We start from the raw sequence: 19297 nt of genomic DNA, 5'->3' as shown, positions 1-19297 counted from the left end.
GGGTGCCGGGGGCCGGCTGACGGGATGCGCCCTGTGCCGCGTCGGCATGCCGTTGTCAGCCCAGATAGAGGGCCAGCAGGTCGAAGGGGATGCCGCGGATGGCCGTCATGGGCGCGCGGTTGAAGTCGGCTCCGGGGTTGATGGTGCTCACTTTCTTCACGTGTTGCTGCAGGGCGGCCGTGAGTTGGCCGTGGTCTACGATGGCGCCCGAGAGGTAGAGCTCGTCCTTGAGCTGGTCGAGGGCCAGCTGTTTCCACACGAAGAGGATGAAGTAGACCGCGTCCTGCGTGTGCTTGGCCGGGAAGCTGTTGCAGAAGACAAACCGGTTTCGCTCGAAACTGAACACCTCGAGCCGGTGGTCGTGGAAGTGGGCATAGAGCTTGCGACGGGTTCCAATGAAGCTGCGGTGGTGCAGATAGCTCCACACGGGCTGCATGATCGGCAGCACTTTCACGTCTTTATAGTGGTCGTCGACCACGAGGCGCAGGTCTTTGTTAACGGCAAAAAGAGCCACGGCATTCAGGTCGGGGAGGATGCGGCTCTCCACGTAGCAGCCCTCGGTGTCGGGAAAACTGTGCTGGTAGAGCGTGTCGCCATGGCCCTCCTCGTACTCCTCGATGGGAATGAGCAGCGAGGGAGAGTCCACGAGCAGCTGGGCGCGGTAGGTGTCGCGCTGCAGCAGGTCGGCCGTTTTGAAGGCTTCACGCAGGTTGGCGGCCATCGACACGCCGCTCTTGGCCGTGTAGGGACGGTACACCATTTGCTCTTTCGCCGTCTTGTCGGCAATGGCAAAGGCCAGCGAGCCCTTACTCACGCGGATGGTCATGCGGGGTGGCTTGTTGTTGTCCATGGGTCTTGGGGAGTTCTGGGAGGTTGTGGTGGATGGGCCGGCAGTCGGGAGTCTACTCCCAGTTGCCGGCATTGTTGTTGGGGGCGGCGAGGTCGCCTATCTTCAGTCCGGCGAAGCGCCCGGCCTGGCTGGCCTCGCGGGTGAGGGCGGCCACGGCGTCGGGGTCGAGCCCCTGCAGGTAGTCGGCATAGCCGGCACTGCACTCCATGAGAGGGATGTGCCGTCCGCTCTTGCCCGTGATGGTGGTGGTGAAGAGGGCAAACCGCTTGCCGCCGGCATAGGGAATGCGCTGCAGCGAGTCGGGCAACAGCCCGGCGTGCACGAGTTTGTCCAGTCGGTCGGCATAGACACCGTGCCGGGCCTTGTAGGCTTCCGCGGCCGTGCGGATGCGCACGAGCCGCTGCTTCACAGCCTGCTCGCGCTGCGTCCGCTCGCGTTCAAAGCGGATGGGGCTGTAGACGCTCAGAAAACAAATGGCGCAGAGCACCAGCGTGCAGACCGTGAGCAGGTGGATGTTTTTGAAGTTATTCTTCAGACCGGACTTCATTTCTCGTTTTTTATCGTTACCTTTGTCTGTGAAAAAGCCGTAATGGCCTTGCAAAGTTAGCAATAACAATTTGAAATCAGCCCACTAAAGACGAAATTCGTTGACGATAGCAGAATTTATTGACCGCATCAAGGAGGAGTTCGGCTTCGAGCCCACCCCCGACCAGCTGCTGGCCCTACGCACTTTTGGCCGCTTCCTGGCCGACCGCGGGGAGCGCGTGGCAATGATTCTCAGGGGCTCGGCCGGCACGGGAAAGACGTCGTTGGCCGGGGCCATGATGCGCACTTTGCACCGGCTTGGGCAGAAACTCACGCTCATGGCGCCCACGGGCCGGGCGGCCAAGGTGCTGTCGCTGGGCAGCGGTCTGCCGACCTACACCGTGCACCGGCGCATCTATCGCGAGAAAGCCTATCAGGGTATTGACGGGCAGTTCTGCCTGAACGACAACCGCTATCGCGACATGCTCTTCGTGGTCGACGAGGCTTCGATGGTGAGCAGCATTCCCACGGACGGGAGTGCATTCGGCTCGGGCAGCCTGCTCGACGACCTGGTGCAGTATGTCTACAGCGGGGAGAACTGCCGGCTCATGCTCATTGGCGACAGCGCGCAGCTGCCTCCCGTGGGCGAGGCCGAGGCCCCTGCCCTCAGCGCCGGCGTGCTTGGCGGCTACGGACTGCGCGTGTACGAGTGCGACCTGAACGCCGTGTTGCGTCAGAGCCGCGAGTCGGGCATCCTCTACAACGCCACTTTCATCCGTCATCTCATCACCCACGACGAGGCCACCGAGCTGCCCCGCATCGTGTTCGACGGGTTTGCCGACGTGGTGCGGCTGCCCGGCAACGAGCTCATCGAGAGCCTTGCGTCCAGCTACGCTGAGGTGGGCATTGACGAAACCATCGTGGTGACGCGCTCCAACAAGTGGGCCAACGTGTACAACCAGGGCATTCGCAACCGTGTCATCGACCGCGACGACGAGCTCTGCTCGGGCGACATGCTCATGGTGGTGCGCAACAATTACTTCTGGACAGAGCGGTTGGCCGCCGCGACGGCCGCCGACGGGCTGCAGCCCCGGCAACCTGTGGGGCAGGGCGGCGAACCCTCGGCTCTGTCGGGGCCCGCCTTTCTGGCCAACGGCGACCGGGCTCGGGTGCAGCGCATCCGCAACGTGCGCGACTTCTACGGGTTCCGCTTCGCTGACGTGACGCTGCTTTTTCCCGATTACGACGACTTCGAGATGCAGCTCACGGTCATCATGGACTCGCTCTCCACCGATGCGCCGGCCCTCACACGCGAGCAGATCGGGCAGCTCTATGACCAGGTGATGGCCGACTATGCCGACCTGCCCACCAAGGCTGACCGCCTGAAAGCCTTGCGCAAGGACATCTATTTCAATGCCCTGCAAGTGAAATTTGCCTATGCCGTGACCTGCCACAAGGCGCAGGGCGGGCAGTGGCAGCACGTGTATCTGGACCAAGGATACATGACCGACGACATGCTCACCCCCGACTACATCCATTGGCTCTACACCGCCTTCACCCGTGCCACGTCCAAACTCTTTCTGGTGAACTGGCCGATGACGCAGGTGGACGAGGGCGAACACCGCGTGCCACTTAGAAACTGACGGGTGTCATGGCCGCAGTCTTGTCGGTGTAGACCTCCGGGGTGACGCGGCGGCCACGCAGACTGCGCACCTTGGGCATGTCCTCGAACCAGTGGTCTGAGGTGGTGAACCAAGCAAAGTGGGTAATTTCGCGGGCCGAATGCAGTTTGGCGTGAAGCTCGCGGGCAAATTTGGGATTGACAGAAGAGAGGAAATGATACCCGTCGCGCGTCTCGATGGCCAGCACCAAGTACTGGCTGATGACGGTGGCAGAGCCTGCATGGGCTTTCTTGTAGCCTTTGGTGGAGGTCATTACCCGGATGTTCCAACCCTCACGGTTGAGTCGTTGCATCATGCCGCGGAAGACAACGCCGTGCGGCGACGTGTCCTTGATGCCGCTGCAAGCTATGCTCAGGTGAATCATTTCATGGAGCAGCACGCTCTGGAACTGGTATTCTGTCTGGTCATAGAAGTTGCTCAGCGAGATGGAAAAGTCGTAGTGCCGGGTGCGTCCAAAGGGTTGAACCTTGCGTTTGAACGACATGGAGCCGAGCCTTGTGCGCGAGTGCCCCACATGAAAGCGGGGCACAGGCAGCGTGTCGGAGAAGTAGCGGGTGTTGAAGCGGGCGAAATTCTCCCGCAGCCAGCCCATGTCAATCTGCATCTTGGGCTCCTTTTTGCAGTCGGGCCACGACGTATTCCGACTGTGTGCCCACGCGGAACTTGCCGCCCCAGATGCCTATACCACTGGTCACATAGTATTGGGTGCGGCCCTTTTGCAGCCCGCCATAGGCTTTTTCATAGATTAAATCCACTATCCAACTGACGGGCCACAGCTGCCCGTAATGGGTGTGCCCGCTCAGTTGGAAGTCCACACCGGCCTGCTGCGCCTCCTCGAGGTGATAGGGCTGATGGTCGAGCAGGATGGTGTAGCGGCTCCGGTCGACTCCCAGCATGAGCTGGACCAGGGGCTTGCGGTGGGCATTGGTGCGGTCGTCGCGGCCTATGATGTTGATGCCTTTCACGGTGACGGCCCGGTCGCGCAGCAGTGTGATGCCGGCTTCACGGTAGAAAGCCTCGGCCTCGCGCTCGCCGCCGAAGTATTCATGATTGCCCAAGCAGGCCACTACGGGGGCTTGGATGCGCCTGAATTCCTGTGCCATGCCCTGCTCCCAGAGCGGTCTCATGTGGCCGTCGATGATGTCTCCGCCGATGAGTACCAGGTCGGGGCGCTCCGCATTGACGAGATCGACCCATCGGGCCAGCTCCGGTCGCTGGTTGTGGTAGCCGATGTGCAGGTCGGACAACATGACGATGGTCCGGGCTTCGGGCGTGGCTTTGGCCGTGTGTAGCTCTAGCGGCACGCGCACCTTGTTCATATAATGGACGTAGCCATAGGCAAACACGACGACGAGCACGCCCGCCACCGTGAGCGTGCCCCGCCAGCTGTCATGGAGAAAGCTGCGCGGCACGAGGTGGACGAGCCGCCCCAGGTCGAGCGCCAGATAGAGCAGCACGGCATAGAGCATCACGAAAAGGCTGGAGTTGCCCACCTCGTAGGAGGCCGTAGCCAGCGGCATGGGCCATCGGTCAATATGGAAAAAGCCGAAGTTGGCAAAGAGCAGGAACACGCACAAGCCTAGCACCGCCAGCACAATCCACTTGTAGGCCTGCGGCAGCGGCAGGATATGCCATGTGCGCCAGAGGCTATAGGTGATACCGGCCAGCGGCAGCACAAGAAAAACAAGTCTCCACATGTTGTTGAATATGTTTTAAAAGAAGAACAGGTCGCGGCCTCTTTGCAGTTTCTGTTCCAGTTCGTCGCGCATCTGTTCCATGGCAGCCTTGAAGAAAAAGGGCACCAGCTCCACGTCGAAAGCGTGGTCAAGCTGGCTGTGCATCCACTCGTAGGCGGCAAAATGGTCGGCCATTTCCTGACATTCCAGCAGCGACTTGCCCACGGGCCGGTAGCCCAGGCCCTCCTCGAAGAGGGCCCGGGTGTCGTCTACAGAGAACGAAGAGCCCTCGATGCCACAGCTGTGGCACGAGAGCATAATCTCCGAATACTTCTGGAATCCGGCTTTTCCCATGGGCTCCACCACCTGCCGGACGTATTCCTTGGCCAGCAGGTCGTAACGATGGATGTCTTCTTCAAACATGGCTTCGCGGTATAAGGAGGTAGCCGACCCTACAATTGGGCCAGCTCGATCACCTTGTCGACGGCGGCCGAAAGGCCGTCGGCGTTCTTTCCGCCGGCCTGGGCATAGTGGGGCTGACCGCCGCCGCCGCCCTGAATGAGCCGTGCGGCCTCACGCACCATCTTGCCGGCGTTGAGGTTGCCCTCGCTCACCATGTCGTCGGAAAGCATGACCGAGAGCATGGGCTTGTCGTCATGGACGGAGCCCAACACGCAAACGAGCTTCTCGGGAAGCCGCTCACGCACCTTGAACACGATGTCCTTGGCCGATGCCGGATCGACTGGAATCACGGCCTTCACCACGTTCACGCCGCCCTTTGTCTGCACGCGCTCGACGAGAGCCTTGGCCGTGCGGTCCACGGCTTGGGCGCGGAAGCCCTCTATCTCTTTCTTCATCGCGGCGTTGTCCTCGATGTATTTGCACACGGTGGACTGCAGATCCTTGGCGTTGTTGAACATGCTGCGCACGTATTTCAGCGTGTCTTCGAGGGCGTAGAGGGCCTCCTCACAGGTCTGTCCCGTCATGGCCTCGATGCGGCGAACGCCTGCTGCCACGCTGCTCTCGCCCACAATCTTGAAGAATCCGATACGTCCCGTGCTGCGGGCATGGATGCCACCGCAGAACTCGCAGCTCGGGCCGAAGCGCACTACGCGCACTTTATCGCCGTATTTCTCGCCGAAGAGCGCCACGGCCCCCATCTCCTTGGCTTCCTCGAGGGGCGTGTCGCGATGCTCGTCGAGGGGATAGTCCTCGCGAATCATCCGGTTGACGAGCCGCTCCACCTGGCGCAACTCCTCGTCGGTCACCTTTTGGAAGTGGGCAAAGTCGAAGCGCAGCGTGTCGGGGCTCACGAACGAACCTTTCTGCTCCACGTGGTCGCCGAGCACTTGTTTCAGGGCATAGTCGAGCAGATGGGTGGCTGTGTGGTTGGCGGCGCTGGCGTTGCGCTTGTCCGTGTCCACGCAGGCCATGAAGTCTGCGGTGGGTTCCTGGGGCAACTGCCTGACGATATGAATGCTCTGATTGTTCTCGCGCTTGGTGTCGATGACGTCTATGGTCTCCGTCTCGGACACGAGCACGCCTTGGTCGCCCACCTGTCCGCCCATCTCTCCATAGAACGGCGTGTGGTCGAGCACCAGCTCGAAGAAGGTGGTTTTCTTCTGCGTCACCTTGCGATAGCGCAGGATGTGGCACTCGTGCTCGGTGTAGTCGTAGCCCACAAACTCCTGATCGCCCTCGCGCAGCACCACCCAATCGCCGTTCTCCACGGCGGCGGCGTTGCGGGCGCGGGCTTTTTGCTTGGACATTTCAGCGTCGAAACCGGCTGCGTCTACGGTGAATCCGTTCTCCCGACAAATCAGTTCTGTGAGGTCGAGGGGGAAGCCATAGGTGTCGAACAAACGGAAAGCGCTCACGCCATCGAGCTGGTTGCGGCCCTGGCTGCGCAGGGTGTCCATGTCGGCGTTGAGCAGCTGGATGCCTTTCTCGAGCGTGCGCAGGAAGCTGTCTTCTTCCTCTTTCATCACGCGGCTGATGAGCTCTCGCTGTGCCGGCAGCTCGGGATAGGCCTCGCCCATCTCCTGCACGAGCACGTTGACCAGCTTGTAGATGAAGGCTTCTTTCTGGTCGAGGAAGGTGTAGGCGTAGCGCACGGCACGGCGCAGGATGCGGCGAATGACGTAGCCAGCCTTGGCATTGCCGGGCAGCTGGCCGTCGGCAATGCTGAAAGCCACGGCCCGCAGATGGTCGGCCACCACGCGCATGGCCACGTCTGTCTTCTCCTGCGCACTGGCTTCGCCGCCCTGTGGACCCGTGGGCGTGGTGAAGCCGTATGTCTTGCCTGAGAGAGCCTCGATCTCTTTGATGATGGGCTGGAAGATGTCGGTGTCGTAGTTGGAGTGCTTGCCCTGCAGCATGCGCACCAGTCGCTCGAATCCCATGCCGGTGTCGATGACGTGCATGGGCAGCGGTTCCAGCGTGCCGTCGGCCTTTCGGTTGAACTGCATGAACACCACGTTCCATATTTCGATGACCTGCGGGTTGTCCTTGTTCACGAGTTCACGGCCGGGCACGAGGGCCTTCTCCTCGTCGGGGCGAGAGTCCACGTGTATCTCGGTGCAGGGTCCGCAGGGCCCTGTGTCGCCCATTTCCCAGAAGTTGTCGTGCTTGTTGCCGTTGATGATGTGGTCGGCAGGCACGTGCTTGGCCCAGTAGCGGGCGGCCTCCTCGTCGCGTGCAATGCCTTCTTCAGGTGCGCCCTCGAAGACAGTGACGTAGAGATCGGCCGGATTCAGGTGGAGCACATCCACCAGATACTCCCAGGCATAGTCGATGGCGCCCTCCTTGAAGTAGTCGCCGAAACTCCAGTTGCCCAGCATCTCGAACATGGTGTGGTGGTAGGTGTCGTGCCCCACCTCTTCCAAATCGTTGTGTTTGCCGCTCACGCGCAGACACTTCTGCGAGTCGGTGCGGCGGCGTGGTGCGGGATCCTTGGTGCCAAGAATGACGTCTTTCCACTGGTTCATACCTGCATTTGTAAACATCAACGTCGGGTCGTCCTTGATTACCATCGGGGCAGACGGAACGATGACGTGTCCTTTCGACTCGAAGAACTTCTTGTACGAGTCGCGGATTTCGTTTGCTGTCATCATCTTGCTATTATGCTTTTGTTGTTTTTATGTTCTGAAAATTCCGTTGCAAAGTTACTAAAAAGATTGCAGACCGACGGGCGGCTCCCGCGATTATTTGTAAACGGGCACGGGGCGGCGGCCGCAGATTCTTGGCAAAAACGGTGGCTGTTACGCCGTTTTTTCGTAAGTTTGCACAAGATAAAAGCAAATCTGCTATGGCATTGAAGACAACTCCCCCCACCAGACTCTACTATTCCATCAAGGAAGTGGCGCAGATGATAGGCGTGAACGAGAGCACGCTGCGCTACTGGGAGACCGAATTTCCCAACCTGCGGCCCAAGACGGTGGCCTCGACCAAGGTGCGGCAGTACACCGAGAAAGACATCGACGAGATTAAGGTCATCTACAATCTCATCAAGGTGCGCGGCTTCAAGATTGCCGCCGCCCGCAAGTACATGCACGAAAACCGGGCGAGCGCCGAGCGCAGTTCCGAGATATTGGAGACGCTCACCGGCGTGCGCGACCAGCTGAAAGAGCTGAAACGGCATCTTGACGGCATTGTCTGACGGCCGCCGCGCGCCGCCGCGCCGGACCGCCCAACGGGGTGTGCCTCGCTGTCTGCCGTGCGCGGGCTCTGCGTCGGCGGGTTTAAGGCGCGGCGATGACGGCTTTTTCGCCGCGCGTTTGCGGCGTGTTCGCATCGCGTTTACGGCCTGATGGCCAGGTGTTTGCGGCGTGGAGAAAAGGCGATGGCTGTTTGCGGGGAAAACGTGGGCCCGTTCGGGGCAGATCTTCCCACAATGAATCGCGGCATGAAACCCAAGGTTTCATGCCGCAATTGGTTTTGTTTGGCGGTGCCGGTTTATCTCACCATCACTTTCTCCGTGAGCTGCCGGCCGTCGGGCAACGTGCTGACGCGCAGGTTGAGACCGCGCCGGGGCTGTGCCAGCTGCACGCCCGAGGGCGAGTAGTAGCGGGCGATGGCCCCGGCTGCAGCCGACTGCACGGCCGTGGCGCCGCCCACGCTCTGGGCCGGGCCGAAGCCGCCCATGGCGTTGGCCGTGCGCACGGTGCAGCGTGTTGCGCCGCTCGGGGCCTCGAAGGAGGGCGTGGTCGTGATGCCTTGGAACACGCCGTCGGCAAAGACGGCATAGCCGGGCGCACCCTCGGCGGCATTCCACGTGAGGCGCCCGGCCGAGCACGTGAGGCCCGTGGTGGCGGCCTGTGCGGCCAGAGCCTGTGGGTTCCAGTTGGGGAAGACGGCCGCCAGCGCATACTGCTCGGTCTCGTCGGCGGCGAGGGTGGTGTCGTAGGTGCGGCTGTCGTCGCCTTTTGTGAAGGTCACCACGTTGCTGGCGGGGGTCACTACGGTGCCTTTGCTGTCTACCGAAGCATACTCTTTAAAGCTGTAGGCGGGGGTGTTCATGCCCCGGGCGGTGAAGCGCGTGGCCACGATTTCGGCGGGCTGCATGAGCGTGGTGTTGAGCCACGCCAGGCGCGACTGCCCGCCCCACGAGCGGCCCAGGCTCAGCTCCTTGGCCCGGTTCACCACGGTGCAGCTGTCGAACACGTAGCCATGGGCCACGTTGCCGCCGGGATAGGGGGCGGCAATGACGTTGCTGCCCGTCTTGCCGCTGGCCGAGCGCGACTCGCTCACCAGCGTGACGCGGCGGAAGAACACGTCGCCGCTGCCGCAGATGAAGTCCACGGTGCCGTGTATCTCGCCGTCCTCGAAATAGTACTGGCCGTCGGCATTGCTGTAATAAGTGTCCTGATAGGACAGCAGACGCACGTTCTTGCAGATGGTTCGGTGGCCTTTGTCCTGTATCACGACGGCGCGCCCGGCGTTGCCGCTGGCGTAGTAGTCGAGTGCGTTTTGCAGGGTGAGGTCCTGCAAATAGGCGTTGCGGCCGGTGATGAGAAAGGTGGCCGTGCGGCCGATGCCCTCGTTCTCGACCTTGGGTGCGTTCACCACGACGGTGCCGTCGCGGTCTTCACCGATGATGGAAATGTTGTCGCCCGCGATGGGTGTGAGCGTCTTCTCGCCCAGGTCGTAGCGTCCGCGGGGCAGGAAAATGTAGGTGCGGGCCTCGCCGGCAGCGGCATTGGCCACGTCGAGCGTGGTGAGCAGGTTGTCGGCGTCGCCGGCCTTCACCACGTAGTATCCGGCTGCATTCTTGGCCACGGCGGCCTCCTGCACGTTGGCCACGGTGATGGCATGCACGTAAGGAGCCCCGTCGAACACCAGCGTGAGGCGGCCGGCCGGGCCTTGGTAGTAGTAGGAGGCCACGGCTCCGTCCTTGGCGGCCGGGGTACTGATGGTGGTGAGCAGCCGGTCCTGACCGTCGAGCAGCCGCACGTTGGCCGCGCTGCCATACTGGCACAGCCGGGCCATGATGTAGGCGTTGCCGCCCACAAGCAGGTGGAGCGAGTCGCCCTTGGCCATCTGCCAGCCGTGGTTGCTGTCGTGGAAGCGGCCCGCGCCCACGAGCTGGAAGGCCTCGTGGTCTTCGTCGTAGAAGTAGCGGTCGGTCAGGTCGAAGACATATCGGCGCGTGGTGCTCTGCCCTTCGCGCTCGGTGGCCACGGCGTAGAGGGCCATGTCGGCCGTCACGGCGTCGGCCACGGTGTACTTGCGGTTGCCCGACCCCCGGGCAGCCTTGAACCAGCCGCGGAACACACAGCCCTCGGCCACCGTGGCGTCGGCACTGCCGTAGGCGAAACTACCGATGGCGGCATCCTGCTCCACGCGCTGCGTGCCCAGCACGGTGGTGCCGTCGGTGTCGTAGTAAGTGAGTGTGTATTGGGGCATGGGCGTGTCGCCCATGTGCACTTTTCCGTAGATGTCGAGCTGGAAGAGGTAGGCGTTTTGCGTGCCGTTCAGATTGGTAAAGCGCAGCCGGCAGTTGGTGCGGTTCACCTCGACGGTCACCTCCGTGCCCGCGGGCTTGGTGGCAACGGCCTCGCTCAGCGTCACCCAGTCGGCGTCGCCGTCGCCCTTGGCCTCCAGCTTCCAGCCGCGGTTGCTGCCCGTGGCCCCGTGGATGAAGTGCACCTTGGTGATGCTGGCCAGCGGAGAGGTTGCCACGTAAGGGTCTTTGCTCTTGCTGCACATGAGGTATCCGCCCGCCCAATTGGGAAACTTAGCGGGGTTTTGGTTGGTGGAACTCACCTGTGTGTCGTAGAGCGTGAAGCTGAGCGGCTCGTGGCTGTAGCGCGTGGTCTTCGCCACGGTCGACTCCGTGGCCGTGGCCTTGGCGTCGGTCCAGTCGGTGAAGGTGGTGGAGTAGATGGCCATTTCGTGCACGTTGTCGGTGGTGTCGGTCTTCGTGGTGTCCTGTTCGGTCACGCGTTCCACCAGTCGCCCGGTGTAGTAGTCCATGCCGCTGGCCTTCTGGCAGCCGGGGAAGTATTCGTCCACGGCGGTCTGCGCGTCGGCGTTGCCGCCTCGCACGATGTCTTCGACGAGGGCGTTGGCATAGACTTCAAGGTTGGTATAGTAGCCCTTGGCATCGAGCGTGGAGGCCGATGCGTCGGCCGGGTCGTTGGGATTCAGGCGGTTGGCCGTCTCCCAAGCATCGGGCATGCCGTCGCCGTCGGTGTCGAAACCTGCGGGACGGGAGCCTCTGGGGAAGTTCTTCTCGGTGTAGCCGTCCACGTCGGCCACCACGTCCACGCGGCCTTTGACGTGTGTCTTCGAGCCGGTGTAGGTGGAGGTGCCGCTCCGGGCCTCGGTCATGTAGCGATGGTCCACGTCGTCGCGGAAGAGCGACGCGCCGCCGAAGGCCAGAATCTTGGCGTAGGCCTGTTCGGCGCTGTGGGTGGTCACCTCGCCGGCAGGGGCGTGGGGCGTGTCGAGCTTGATGCTGACGCAGGGCACGCCGGCGGCATTTCGCACGTGGGCCACGTCGCGGCCGTAGGCGTAGAGCGAGTCGCGCGTGTAGGGCTGGCCGCCGATGGTCTGCACGCCGCTGTCGTATTTCACGCCCCGCCAGTCGTAGTCAGCGCCGTAGCCATGCACGTAGTTGCCGCTGATGAAGTAGCGGCTGGTCATGTCGAGATAGGTCTTGTCGTCGGAAGAGGTGGTGGAATTGGCCACCGAAACCTGTGTCACGCGGTCCTTGGCACTGGTTTCGGGCGTGGCCTTGTAGTAGTTGTTCACCATGTTGATGTAGCCGCCGCCGGGCCCTCCGTAGCATCCGCCGCCGCCCCAGTCGAAGACAAGGCAGTTGCGGAAGTCCACATTCTCTGCCTGTACGGCGTTCTGCCAGCCATGTTTGGCGTACTCGGCGTTGGCCGTGTAGCCCGTCCAGTTGTAGCGGGCGCCGTTGAACCGGGGTGCGCGGTTGTTCACATGGGCAATCATGTTGTGGTGGAAACTGGCCAGTTTGCCGCCCCAGATGCCGCCGTAGCCGTGGGCGCCCTTGCCGTGTCCGGCGTTGTTCAGGCTCTCGCCCACGGTGCACCACTGCATGGTGAAGTTGTTGTTGTCGTAGAACGAGGCCACCTCGTCGATGCTCCAGGAGAACGAACAGTGGTCGAGCATCACGCCCGTGAGGTGCCGGTTCCAGATGGCGTCGGCCCCGTCGTTCACGTTTTTCTCCTGCCCGCGGCGCACGCGGATGAAGCGAATGATGTTGTTTGAGCCGGGCTCCACGGTGTAGTAGCGCAGCGTGATGCCGGGGTAGGGGGCCGTTTGGCCCAGGATAGTGGTGTTGGCGCCTATCTTGAGGTCGGACGCCAGGGCGATGACACCACCCACGTCGAACACCACCATCTTCTTGCCGTTGCCGCTCACGGCGGCGCGCAAGGAGCCTGTGCCCTTGTCGTTCAGGTTGGTGACGTGCACGATTTTGCCGCCGCGGCCGCCCGTGGTGTAGCGGCCGTTGCCTTCGGCACCGGGAAATGCCGGCGCCTGCGCCCATGTGGGGCTGCACAGTCCTGACGCTGCCAGGACCAGGAGAGTCTTGAATTGCATGTGTTGAAAGGTTTATTTAAGTAGTTGTGGGAAAGTTTCGGTCGGGGACAGACGGGTGCGGGGCGGGCGACGGGCGGGCCGTGCGCCGCCCGATCACTCGGCGGGCAGCCACGTCGTGTGGCTGTCGAAGACGCGGGCCGGGGTGACGGCTGCCGCCTCCTTGCGGCTGAGCTGCCGGGTCCAGGGGGCGCGGCTGGCGGTGGAAGCCCCTGCGCCCGTGTTGCCGAACTCGGCATAGCGGGCCGTGCGCTCGTTGTCGGCATTGTTCCAGTTGTGCCATCCCTCGGGGCGGATGTGCCGCCCGAGGTCGCTATATATAAATAAGGTGTAGGCATAAGGCCGCCACGGCCGGCCGAGGTACACCTGCGTGGCTTCGGGGGCAGCGGTCAGACGGCAGTGGCTGAAGACGTAGCCGTAGGGCTGCGAGGCGGGCGTCGAGGCGGCAGTGACGTAGCTGTTGGCCTTGCTGTGTACCGTGCAGTGCTCGAACCATGCCGTGCTGGGCCCGAAAATAAAGTCGGTGGTGCCCTCGATGTAGCAGTCCTTGAAGTAGAGGCGCGTGCCGGCGGCCCCGGTGTAGACGGTGTCTTGATTGCCCAGGAAGCGGCAGTTGACGAAGACCAGACGGTCGCCCTCGGTGTGCAGGGCCACGGCCTGGCCCAGCAGGGCGGCGTTGTTCTCGACAGCGAGGTTCCTGAGCGTGATGTCGCTGCCCTCTATCTTGAGCGTGTAGGTGCGAAAAGTGCCCATGGGCAACCCCGTCTCCGGCCGGCGAATGTTGGCGTGGTCGTCGTAGGTGATGATGGTGTGGTCGCGATCTTCGCCGCAAATCTCGATGTGGGTGAGCCACGAAGGCACCACGAGCTTCTCCTTGTAGGTGCCCCGTTTCACGAAGATGACCTTGTGGTATTCCATGAAAGCGCGGCACACTTCGAGGGCTTCGCCGATGGTTCGGAACTCGGCCGTGCCGTCGCGGGCCACAAACAGCGTGTCGGGATTGTCGTATTTGTTGGCTGCGCTAACAGGCAGCAGGGCCGCGAGGGCCAGCAGAAGCAGGAACGTTTTGGCCATGGTTCAGATGATTTGTTGCACTTCTTTCAGGTCGGGAATCTTCTTGAGGCGGGCCATGATAACCTTTACCTCGTCGCGGTCGTGCACGCGAATTTCGATGGTGCCGCCGAAAATGCCTTGATTTGCAGTGAAGCTCACCTTGTGAATGTTCACGTTCATCTTGTTGGATATGACCTCGGCCACGTCGTGCAACATGGCTTTTCGGTCGATGCCATGCACTTCTATCGTGGCGTCGAAGAAGAGTTCCTTGTGCATGTTCCACTTGGCATCGAGAATGCGAGGCCCGAAACTCGTCTTGAGCTTGCTGGCCACGGGGCACGAGCGCTTGTGTATCTCCACCCTGTTCTTGCCGTCGATGAAGCCCAAGATGTCGTCGCCGGGGATGGGATGACAGCATTGCGGGAAGATGTACATGCCGATAGTGTCTTCGCTAATGACGCAGGGCTTCTTCTTGTTGAAGTCTTTTCCCACGATGAGCAGGTCGCGCTGTGGGGGAGTCTGACCGTCGTCGTCCTTGTCTTTCTTGTTCTTTCCAAGGAAAGGCACGTATCTGCGCCAGCCCGTGCTGCCGCCCTCTTTCCTGCCGTTACCGTGGAGTTCTTCGATGTCCTTGTCGCTGAGCAGGATGGTGTGCTCGCCCAAGGCCAGGAAAAAAGCCTCGTGATTGCGTACGTCGTGCAGTTCGCACAGGCGGTCGAGCAGGGTGTTGGTGAGGTCGAGACCGTTTTTCTTGAGCCATTCGTCGAGGATTTTCTCGCCCTTTTTCTGCTGTTCGCGGTTGTCGCGACGCAGGATAGCCTGTATCTTTCCCTTGGCCTTGGCGGTGGAAACAAAGCCTGCCCACGCCGGCTGCACGTGCTGCGAGTTGGAGGTGAGCACCTCCACCTGGTCGCCGCTCTTCAGTTTATGGCTCAGGGGCACAAGCTTGTGGTTCACCTTGGCCCCGATGCAGTGGCTGCCGAGAAAAGTGTGTATCTGGAAGGCAAAGTCGAGCACGGTGCACCCCGCGGGCATGGTCTTCACCTCGCCCTTGGGTGTGAAGACGAAGATTTCCGAGGCGAAGAGGTTCAGTTTGATGGAATCGAGGAAGTCCATGGCGTCGGGCTGCGGGTCGTCGAGTATCTCCTTGATGGTGCTCAACCAGTTGTTCAGCTCCTCATCGTCGTCTCGAGTCTCCTCGCCCTCTTTGTATTTCCAGTGTGCTGCAAAGCCTTGTTCGGCCAGTTCGTCCATGCGGTCGGATCGTATCTGCACCTCAATCCACTGTCCTTGACGCGACATCATCGTGGCGTGCAGGGCCTGATACCCATTGGCTTTGGGGTGGTTTACCCAGTCGCGCAGACGGTCGGGGTGGCTCTTGTAAATCTGATTCAGAGCCACATAGATGCGGAAACAGTCGTTGATTTCGTTCTTGCGGTCCTGCGGGGTGAAGATGATGCGCACGGCCAGAATGTCGTAAATCTCGTCGAAGGTGACGTGCTTGTTCTGCATTTTGCACCAGATGGAGTAAGGACTCTTTATCCGAGCTTTGATGACATACTGGAAACCCATGGCGTCGAGCGACGCGCGGATGGGCACAGTAAAGTCGGAAAAGAGCTTGTTGCGCTGGTTCTCGCTGAACGAGAGCTTGGCCACGATGTCGGCATACTCCTGTGGATGCTCGTAGCGGAAGCTCAAATCTTCGAGTTCGGTCTTGATTTTGTTCAGCCCCAAGCGGTTGGCCAGCGGTGCATAGATATAGAGCGTCTCGCCGGCAATCTTGTATTGCTTGTTGGCCGGCTGGGAGTCGAGGGTGCGCATGTTGTGCAGACAGTCGCAGATTTTGATGAGAATCACGCGGATGTCGTCGCTCATGGTGAGCAGAAGTTTCTTGAAATTCTCGGCCTGGGCCGAGGCATGGTCGCCGAAGATGCCGCCGCTGATCTTGGTAAGACCGTCTACAATCTGTGCGATTTTCTCGCCGAAGATGTTCTGGATGTCCTCGGTGGTGTAGTCAGTATCCTCTACTACGTCGTGAAGCAGGGCGGCACAGATGCTCGTCGAGCCCAGCCCCATCTCCTCGCAAGCTATCTGAGCCACGGCGATGGGGTGCATGATGTAGGGCTCGCCCGACAGTCGTCGCACCCCCTTGTGGGCCTGGCGGGCAAAGTTGAAGGCCTTGGCGATGATGTCAACTTTCTTGCGATGGTTTGAGTTGAGGTAGGTCTCCAGCAGACGGTTGTAGGCATCGGTGATGAGTTTGTTATCGGCAACCTCACGTTCGCGGCTCTTCAGCTCTTGTTCGTCCATAGTCGTATAGATATGTGTAAGGAGGGATTGTTACTTCACCTTGATTTTCTTGCCGGTCCGAATGGTGTTCCCGCTGATGCCGTTGAGCTTGCGCAGCTTCTTCACGGTGGTGTGGTTGCGCTGGGCTATCTCGCTCAACGTGTCGCCGTTGCGCACGGTAACACTTCTCGAACGCTCACGCCGCTGCCGCTTCGAGCTGCGGCTCTTGCGGGCTTGGGACGACGAACGCCGCCCGCCCGACTTCTTCACGCTGGCCCCATCGGCACTGTCCAGATCCTCGTCGGCCCCGTTTCCGCCTCGGGCAATGCGTGTCACCTGATTCCGATTCACCACATAGCTGGCATCGTCGACCACTCGCACCTCCTTGCGCTTGGTGAGATACAAGTCGGAGTTGTAGGCGTAGACCGAGTCTTCGCGGTCGATAAAGTCGTTGATGAGCATAGCCGGCAGCCGCAGCGGCGAGGGCTTGGTGCTGCCGTTGACGAGGTTCCGGCGGTACTGCGGGTTCAAATCTTCCAGCTCCTCAACGTTGATGCCCGTCACATGGGCTATCTGTTCAAAGTGTGCATCCCGTGTAAGCATCACCGTATCGGTCTTGGCGGGCAGCGTGGTGTAGAGCGGACAGATGTTGTGTTCGCAGTAGAAGTTCATGATGTAGTTGGCGGCGATGAAAGCAGGGACGTATCCACGCGTCTCGCGCGGCAGTCGCGGATAGATCTTCCAATAGTCTTTCTCGCCCTTGGCACGGTGGATGGCATGGTTGATTTTGTCGGGCCCGCAGTTGTATGCAGCTATGACGAGATTCCAGTCACCGAAGATTTTATAGAGGTCGCTCAGGTAGTGGGCGGCGGCATACGAGGCCTTCACCAGGTCTTTGCGCTCGTCGACCAGTGAGTTCACCTCCAGCCCGTAGCGTTTGCCGGTGGTAATCATGAACTGCCACAGGCCTGTAGCCCCCGCGTGCGACACGGCCTGGGGGTTGAGAGCCGACTCGATGACGGGCAGATATTTCAGTTCCAGCGGCAGCCCGTAGGCTTCCAGCGCCTCCTCGAAGACGGGAATATAGAGATTTTGAGCCCCCAGCATGTAGGCCACCGAGCGGCGCAGCTCGCCGCTGTAGCGGTCGATGAACTTCTGTACGATGTCGTTATAGGGCATTTCAATGACGGTAGGGAGCTGCCCCAAGCGTGCTTTGAACACGCCGGGCTCGTACACCGGGTTCACGTCGGGCATGTTGCAGTTCGAGTCGGGACGCAGGAAAGTCTTAGCATTGTAGAGGTTCATCAGGCTGTCGAGTTCCTGATTCATCGACTCGGGCAGGTCTATCTCTTCCTGTTCTCCATTGGCGCCGGTCACAGTGATGGTCTTCTCGTTGGTCTGGGCCTGTGCGGAGCACATGCCTCCGAGGAGCAAAAGTCCGGCTGTCAGTATATGTTTGTAATTCATAAATCTTGTTGTCGTTCTTGTTAAAAGGTCAGACTGCACTGTAGTCCGATGCCCGCGGCACGCATGGCGCCGCGTTCCGGTCCGCCGCCGATGAGGGCGGGGGCCACGTGCAGGCTCAAGTCGGGCGAGACGTCAAACTCTGAAAGCGAGGCGTCCACATAGGCATCGATCACCGACAAGGCGTAGACACCCAGCATCACGAAGAAGCTCAGGTCGCGCCACCGACGGTAGCGGTCCTTGCGTTTGCGGAAGATTTCCTGCCAGCGCCCCATGTTTTCGGGCGTGATCTGATTGCCCAAATGCAGGAACTGATTGTAGCTTTGCGTCATCGGGTCGCTGTCCATGATGTCGAGATAAGCCTGGCTGTAGTCGCGGTACATCATGTTATTCCAGCGCATGGCATAGGCGCAGCCCACAAATCCACCGTAGATGATGGGCAGCTTCCAGTACTTGCGGTTGTATATCTGTCCGGCTCCGGGCAGCACCAGACCCAGCCACAGGGCCCGCTTGGGCGTGGGCCGCCACGTGGTCCAGTCGCGTTTGGCCCGCTTGCGGCTGCTGTCTGCGGGAGCCGCGGCAGCCGCATCGAGGCGCGTCAGGGCGGCCGCCATGCTGCGTGTGCTGTCGGCCCGGAGCGTGTCTCCCTCCGTCCCGGCGGGCGGGAGACGGTGCACACCGCCATCCTCCTGCCGGGCAGCGGCGGTGAGCGGGGCCGGCCACAGCGGGCCGGCCAGCAGGAGTGACGAAAGGACGGTCTTCAGGATGTTCACCTATTGTTGCTCCTTGAGTTTGTCGAACACGTTCATGATGCGTTCGAGGTCTTGTTCGTTGTTGAACGGAATGCTGATTTTCCCCTTGCCCTTGCTCGAGCATGAGAGCGTCACCTTGGTGTTGAGGAAGGTGGACAGGCGGTTTTTCAGCAGATTAAACTCCTCGGGCAGCGGGTTGCGGGCCATGATTTTCTTCTTGCCGCTCTCGATGTCCTCGCCGTTTTTCAGCTGCTGGGCCATCGCCTCCACCTTGCGCACCGACCACCCATTCTTCAGGATTTCGCGGAAGAGCTTCAGTTGCATCGACGGGCTGTCTATGGCCAACAGGGCCCGTGCATGGCCCATATCGATCTCTTTCTTCTGCAGGGACATCTGCACCTGGGCCGGCAACTTGAGCAGGCGCAGGTAGTTGGTGATGGCCGTGCGGCTCTTGCCCACGCGCTCCGACACTTTCTCCTGGGTCATGCCCGACTGTTCGAGCAGGTGTTCGTAGGCCAGGGCGATTTCGATGGAGTTCAGATCCTCGCGCTGAATGTTCTCCACGAGGGCCATTTCCATCACGTTTTCGTCCTTGATGGTGCGTATATAGGCGGGCACGGTCTTCAGTCCGGCTATCTGCGAGGCGCGCCACCGCCGCTCGCCGGCGATGATTTGGAAGCGGTTTTCGGCCGTCTGCCGCAGCGTGATGGGCTGGATGATGCCTATTTCACAGATGCTGTTGGCCAGTTCCTGCAGGGCGTCCTCGTTGAAAAGACTGCGCGGCTGGTCGGCATTGGGCTCTATCTGGTCCACGGGAATCTCGTTGATGGTCGACGACCCCTGGGTGCGCACGGCCTCGGTCGAGATAAGAGCGTCGAGCCCGCGGCCCAGCGCGTTGTATTTCTTGTGTACTGCCATGATGGTTTTTCTCTTTTACCT

14 protein-coding genes are annotated in these 19297 nt (G+C 61.0%); 2 read left to right on the top strand and 12 right to left on the bottom strand.

The annotated features are described in order from the left end of the window. Positions 1-55: 55 nt before the first annotated feature. Positions 56-850 (bottom strand): DUF3822 family protein, encoded by a 795-nt coding sequence (locus tag PREDE_RS04530; RefSeq protein ID WP_235777475.1) that lies wholly within the window; start codon positions 848-850, stop codon positions 56-58. A 52-nt stretch (positions 851-902) separates the two neighbouring features. Then, on the bottom strand, positions 903-1397 hold the full coding sequence (locus tag PREDE_RS04525; protein ID WP_015298490.1) for a hypothetical protein: 495 nt from the start codon (positions 1395-1397) through the stop codon (positions 903-905). Between the two features lie 100 nt (positions 1398-1497). On the opposite strand from PREDE_RS04525, the gene PREDE_RS04520 reads away from it, so the two are divergent. Continuing rightward, the gene (locus tag PREDE_RS04520) at positions 1498-3018 is read left to right on the top strand and encodes an ATP-dependent DNA helicase (protein WP_005844559.1); all 1521 of its coding nucleotides are present in this window, start codon (positions 1498-1500) and stop codon (positions 3016-3018) included. Here PREDE_RS04520 and PREDE_RS04515 read toward each other — a convergent pair. Genes PREDE_RS04515 through alaS form a run of 4 tightly spaced genes read right to left on the bottom strand, consistent with a single transcriptional unit; the run spans position 3008 to position 7846 of the window. Beyond that, entirely contained in the window at positions 3008-3661 is a 654-nt protein-coding gene (locus PREDE_RS04515) for a SprT-like domain-containing protein (RefSeq protein ID WP_005844557.1), read from the bottom strand. The genes PREDE_RS04520 and PREDE_RS04515 overlap by 11 nt on opposite strands. Further along, positions 3651-4754, bottom strand: coding sequence for a metallophosphoesterase (locus PREDE_RS04510; RefSeq protein WP_005844556.1), 1104 nt, complete (start codon positions 4752-4754; stop codon positions 3651-3653). The genes PREDE_RS04515 and PREDE_RS04510 overlap by 11 nt, the downstream gene beginning before the upstream one ends. Before the next feature lie 15 nt (positions 4755-4769). Continuing rightward, positions 4770-5156 carry a hypothetical protein gene (locus PREDE_RS04505; protein ID WP_005844554.1) on the bottom strand — a complete coding sequence of 129 codons (387 nt, stop codon included), beginning with the start codon at positions 5154-5156 and terminating at the stop codon, positions 4770-4772. Between the two features lie 29 nt (positions 5157-5185). After that, positions 5186-7846, bottom strand: coding sequence for an alanine--tRNA ligase (gene alaS, locus PREDE_RS04500; RefSeq protein ID WP_005844553.1), 2661 nt, complete (start codon positions 7844-7846; stop codon positions 5186-5188). Positions 7847-8040: 194 nt separating this feature from the next. Here alaS and PREDE_RS04495 point away from each other — a divergent pair, with 194 nt between their 5' ends. Further along, a complete protein-coding gene (locus tag PREDE_RS04495) occupies positions 8041-8391 on the top strand; it encodes a MerR family transcriptional regulator (RefSeq protein WP_005844549.1) in 351 nt (116 codons plus the stop codon). A gap of 296 nt (positions 8392-8687) precedes the next feature. Here PREDE_RS04495 and PREDE_RS04490 read toward each other — a convergent pair whose 3' ends face one another. From PREDE_RS04490 to PREDE_RS04465, 6 genes are all read right to left on the bottom strand, one after another. Next, positions 8688-12803 carry a pectinesterase family protein gene (locus tag PREDE_RS04490; RefSeq protein WP_005844548.1) on the bottom strand — a complete coding sequence of 1372 codons (4116 nt, stop codon included), beginning with the start codon at positions 12801-12803 and terminating at the stop codon, positions 8688-8690. Positions 12804-12896: 93 nt separating this feature from the next. Further along, on the bottom strand, positions 12897-13874 hold the full coding sequence (locus tag PREDE_RS04485) for a pectinesterase family protein (RefSeq protein ID WP_005844546.1): 978 nt from the start codon (positions 13872-13874) through the stop codon (positions 12897-12899). 3 nt (positions 13875-13877) lie between these two features. Then, the gene (locus PREDE_RS04480) at positions 13878-16163 is read right to left on the bottom strand and encodes a RelA/SpoT family protein (RefSeq protein ID WP_005844544.1); all 2286 of its coding nucleotides are present in this window, start codon (positions 16161-16163) and stop codon (positions 13878-13880) included. 30 nt (positions 16164-16193) lie between these two features. Continuing rightward, positions 16194-17609 carry a lytic transglycosylase domain-containing protein gene (locus PREDE_RS04475; protein WP_005844543.1) on the bottom strand — a complete coding sequence of 472 codons (1416 nt, stop codon included), beginning with the start codon at positions 17607-17609 and terminating at the stop codon, positions 16194-16196. A gap of 20 nt (positions 17610-17629) precedes the next feature. After that, a complete protein-coding gene (locus tag PREDE_RS04470) occupies positions 17630-18379 on the bottom strand; it encodes a DUF5683 domain-containing protein (protein WP_005844541.1) in 750 nt (249 codons plus the stop codon). After that, on the bottom strand, positions 18380-19276 hold the full coding sequence (locus PREDE_RS04465) for a ParB/RepB/Spo0J family partition protein (protein WP_005844539.1): 897 nt from the start codon (positions 19274-19276) through the stop codon (positions 18380-18382). Between the last annotated feature and the right edge of the window lie 21 nt (positions 19277-19297).

The organism is Prevotella dentalis DSM 3688 (genome assembly GCF_000242335.1).
GTDB lineage: Bacteria > Bacteroidota > Bacteroidia > Bacteroidales > Bacteroidaceae > Prevotella > Prevotella seregens.
This window is presented reverse-complemented; position numbering and strand designations above follow the sequence as displayed.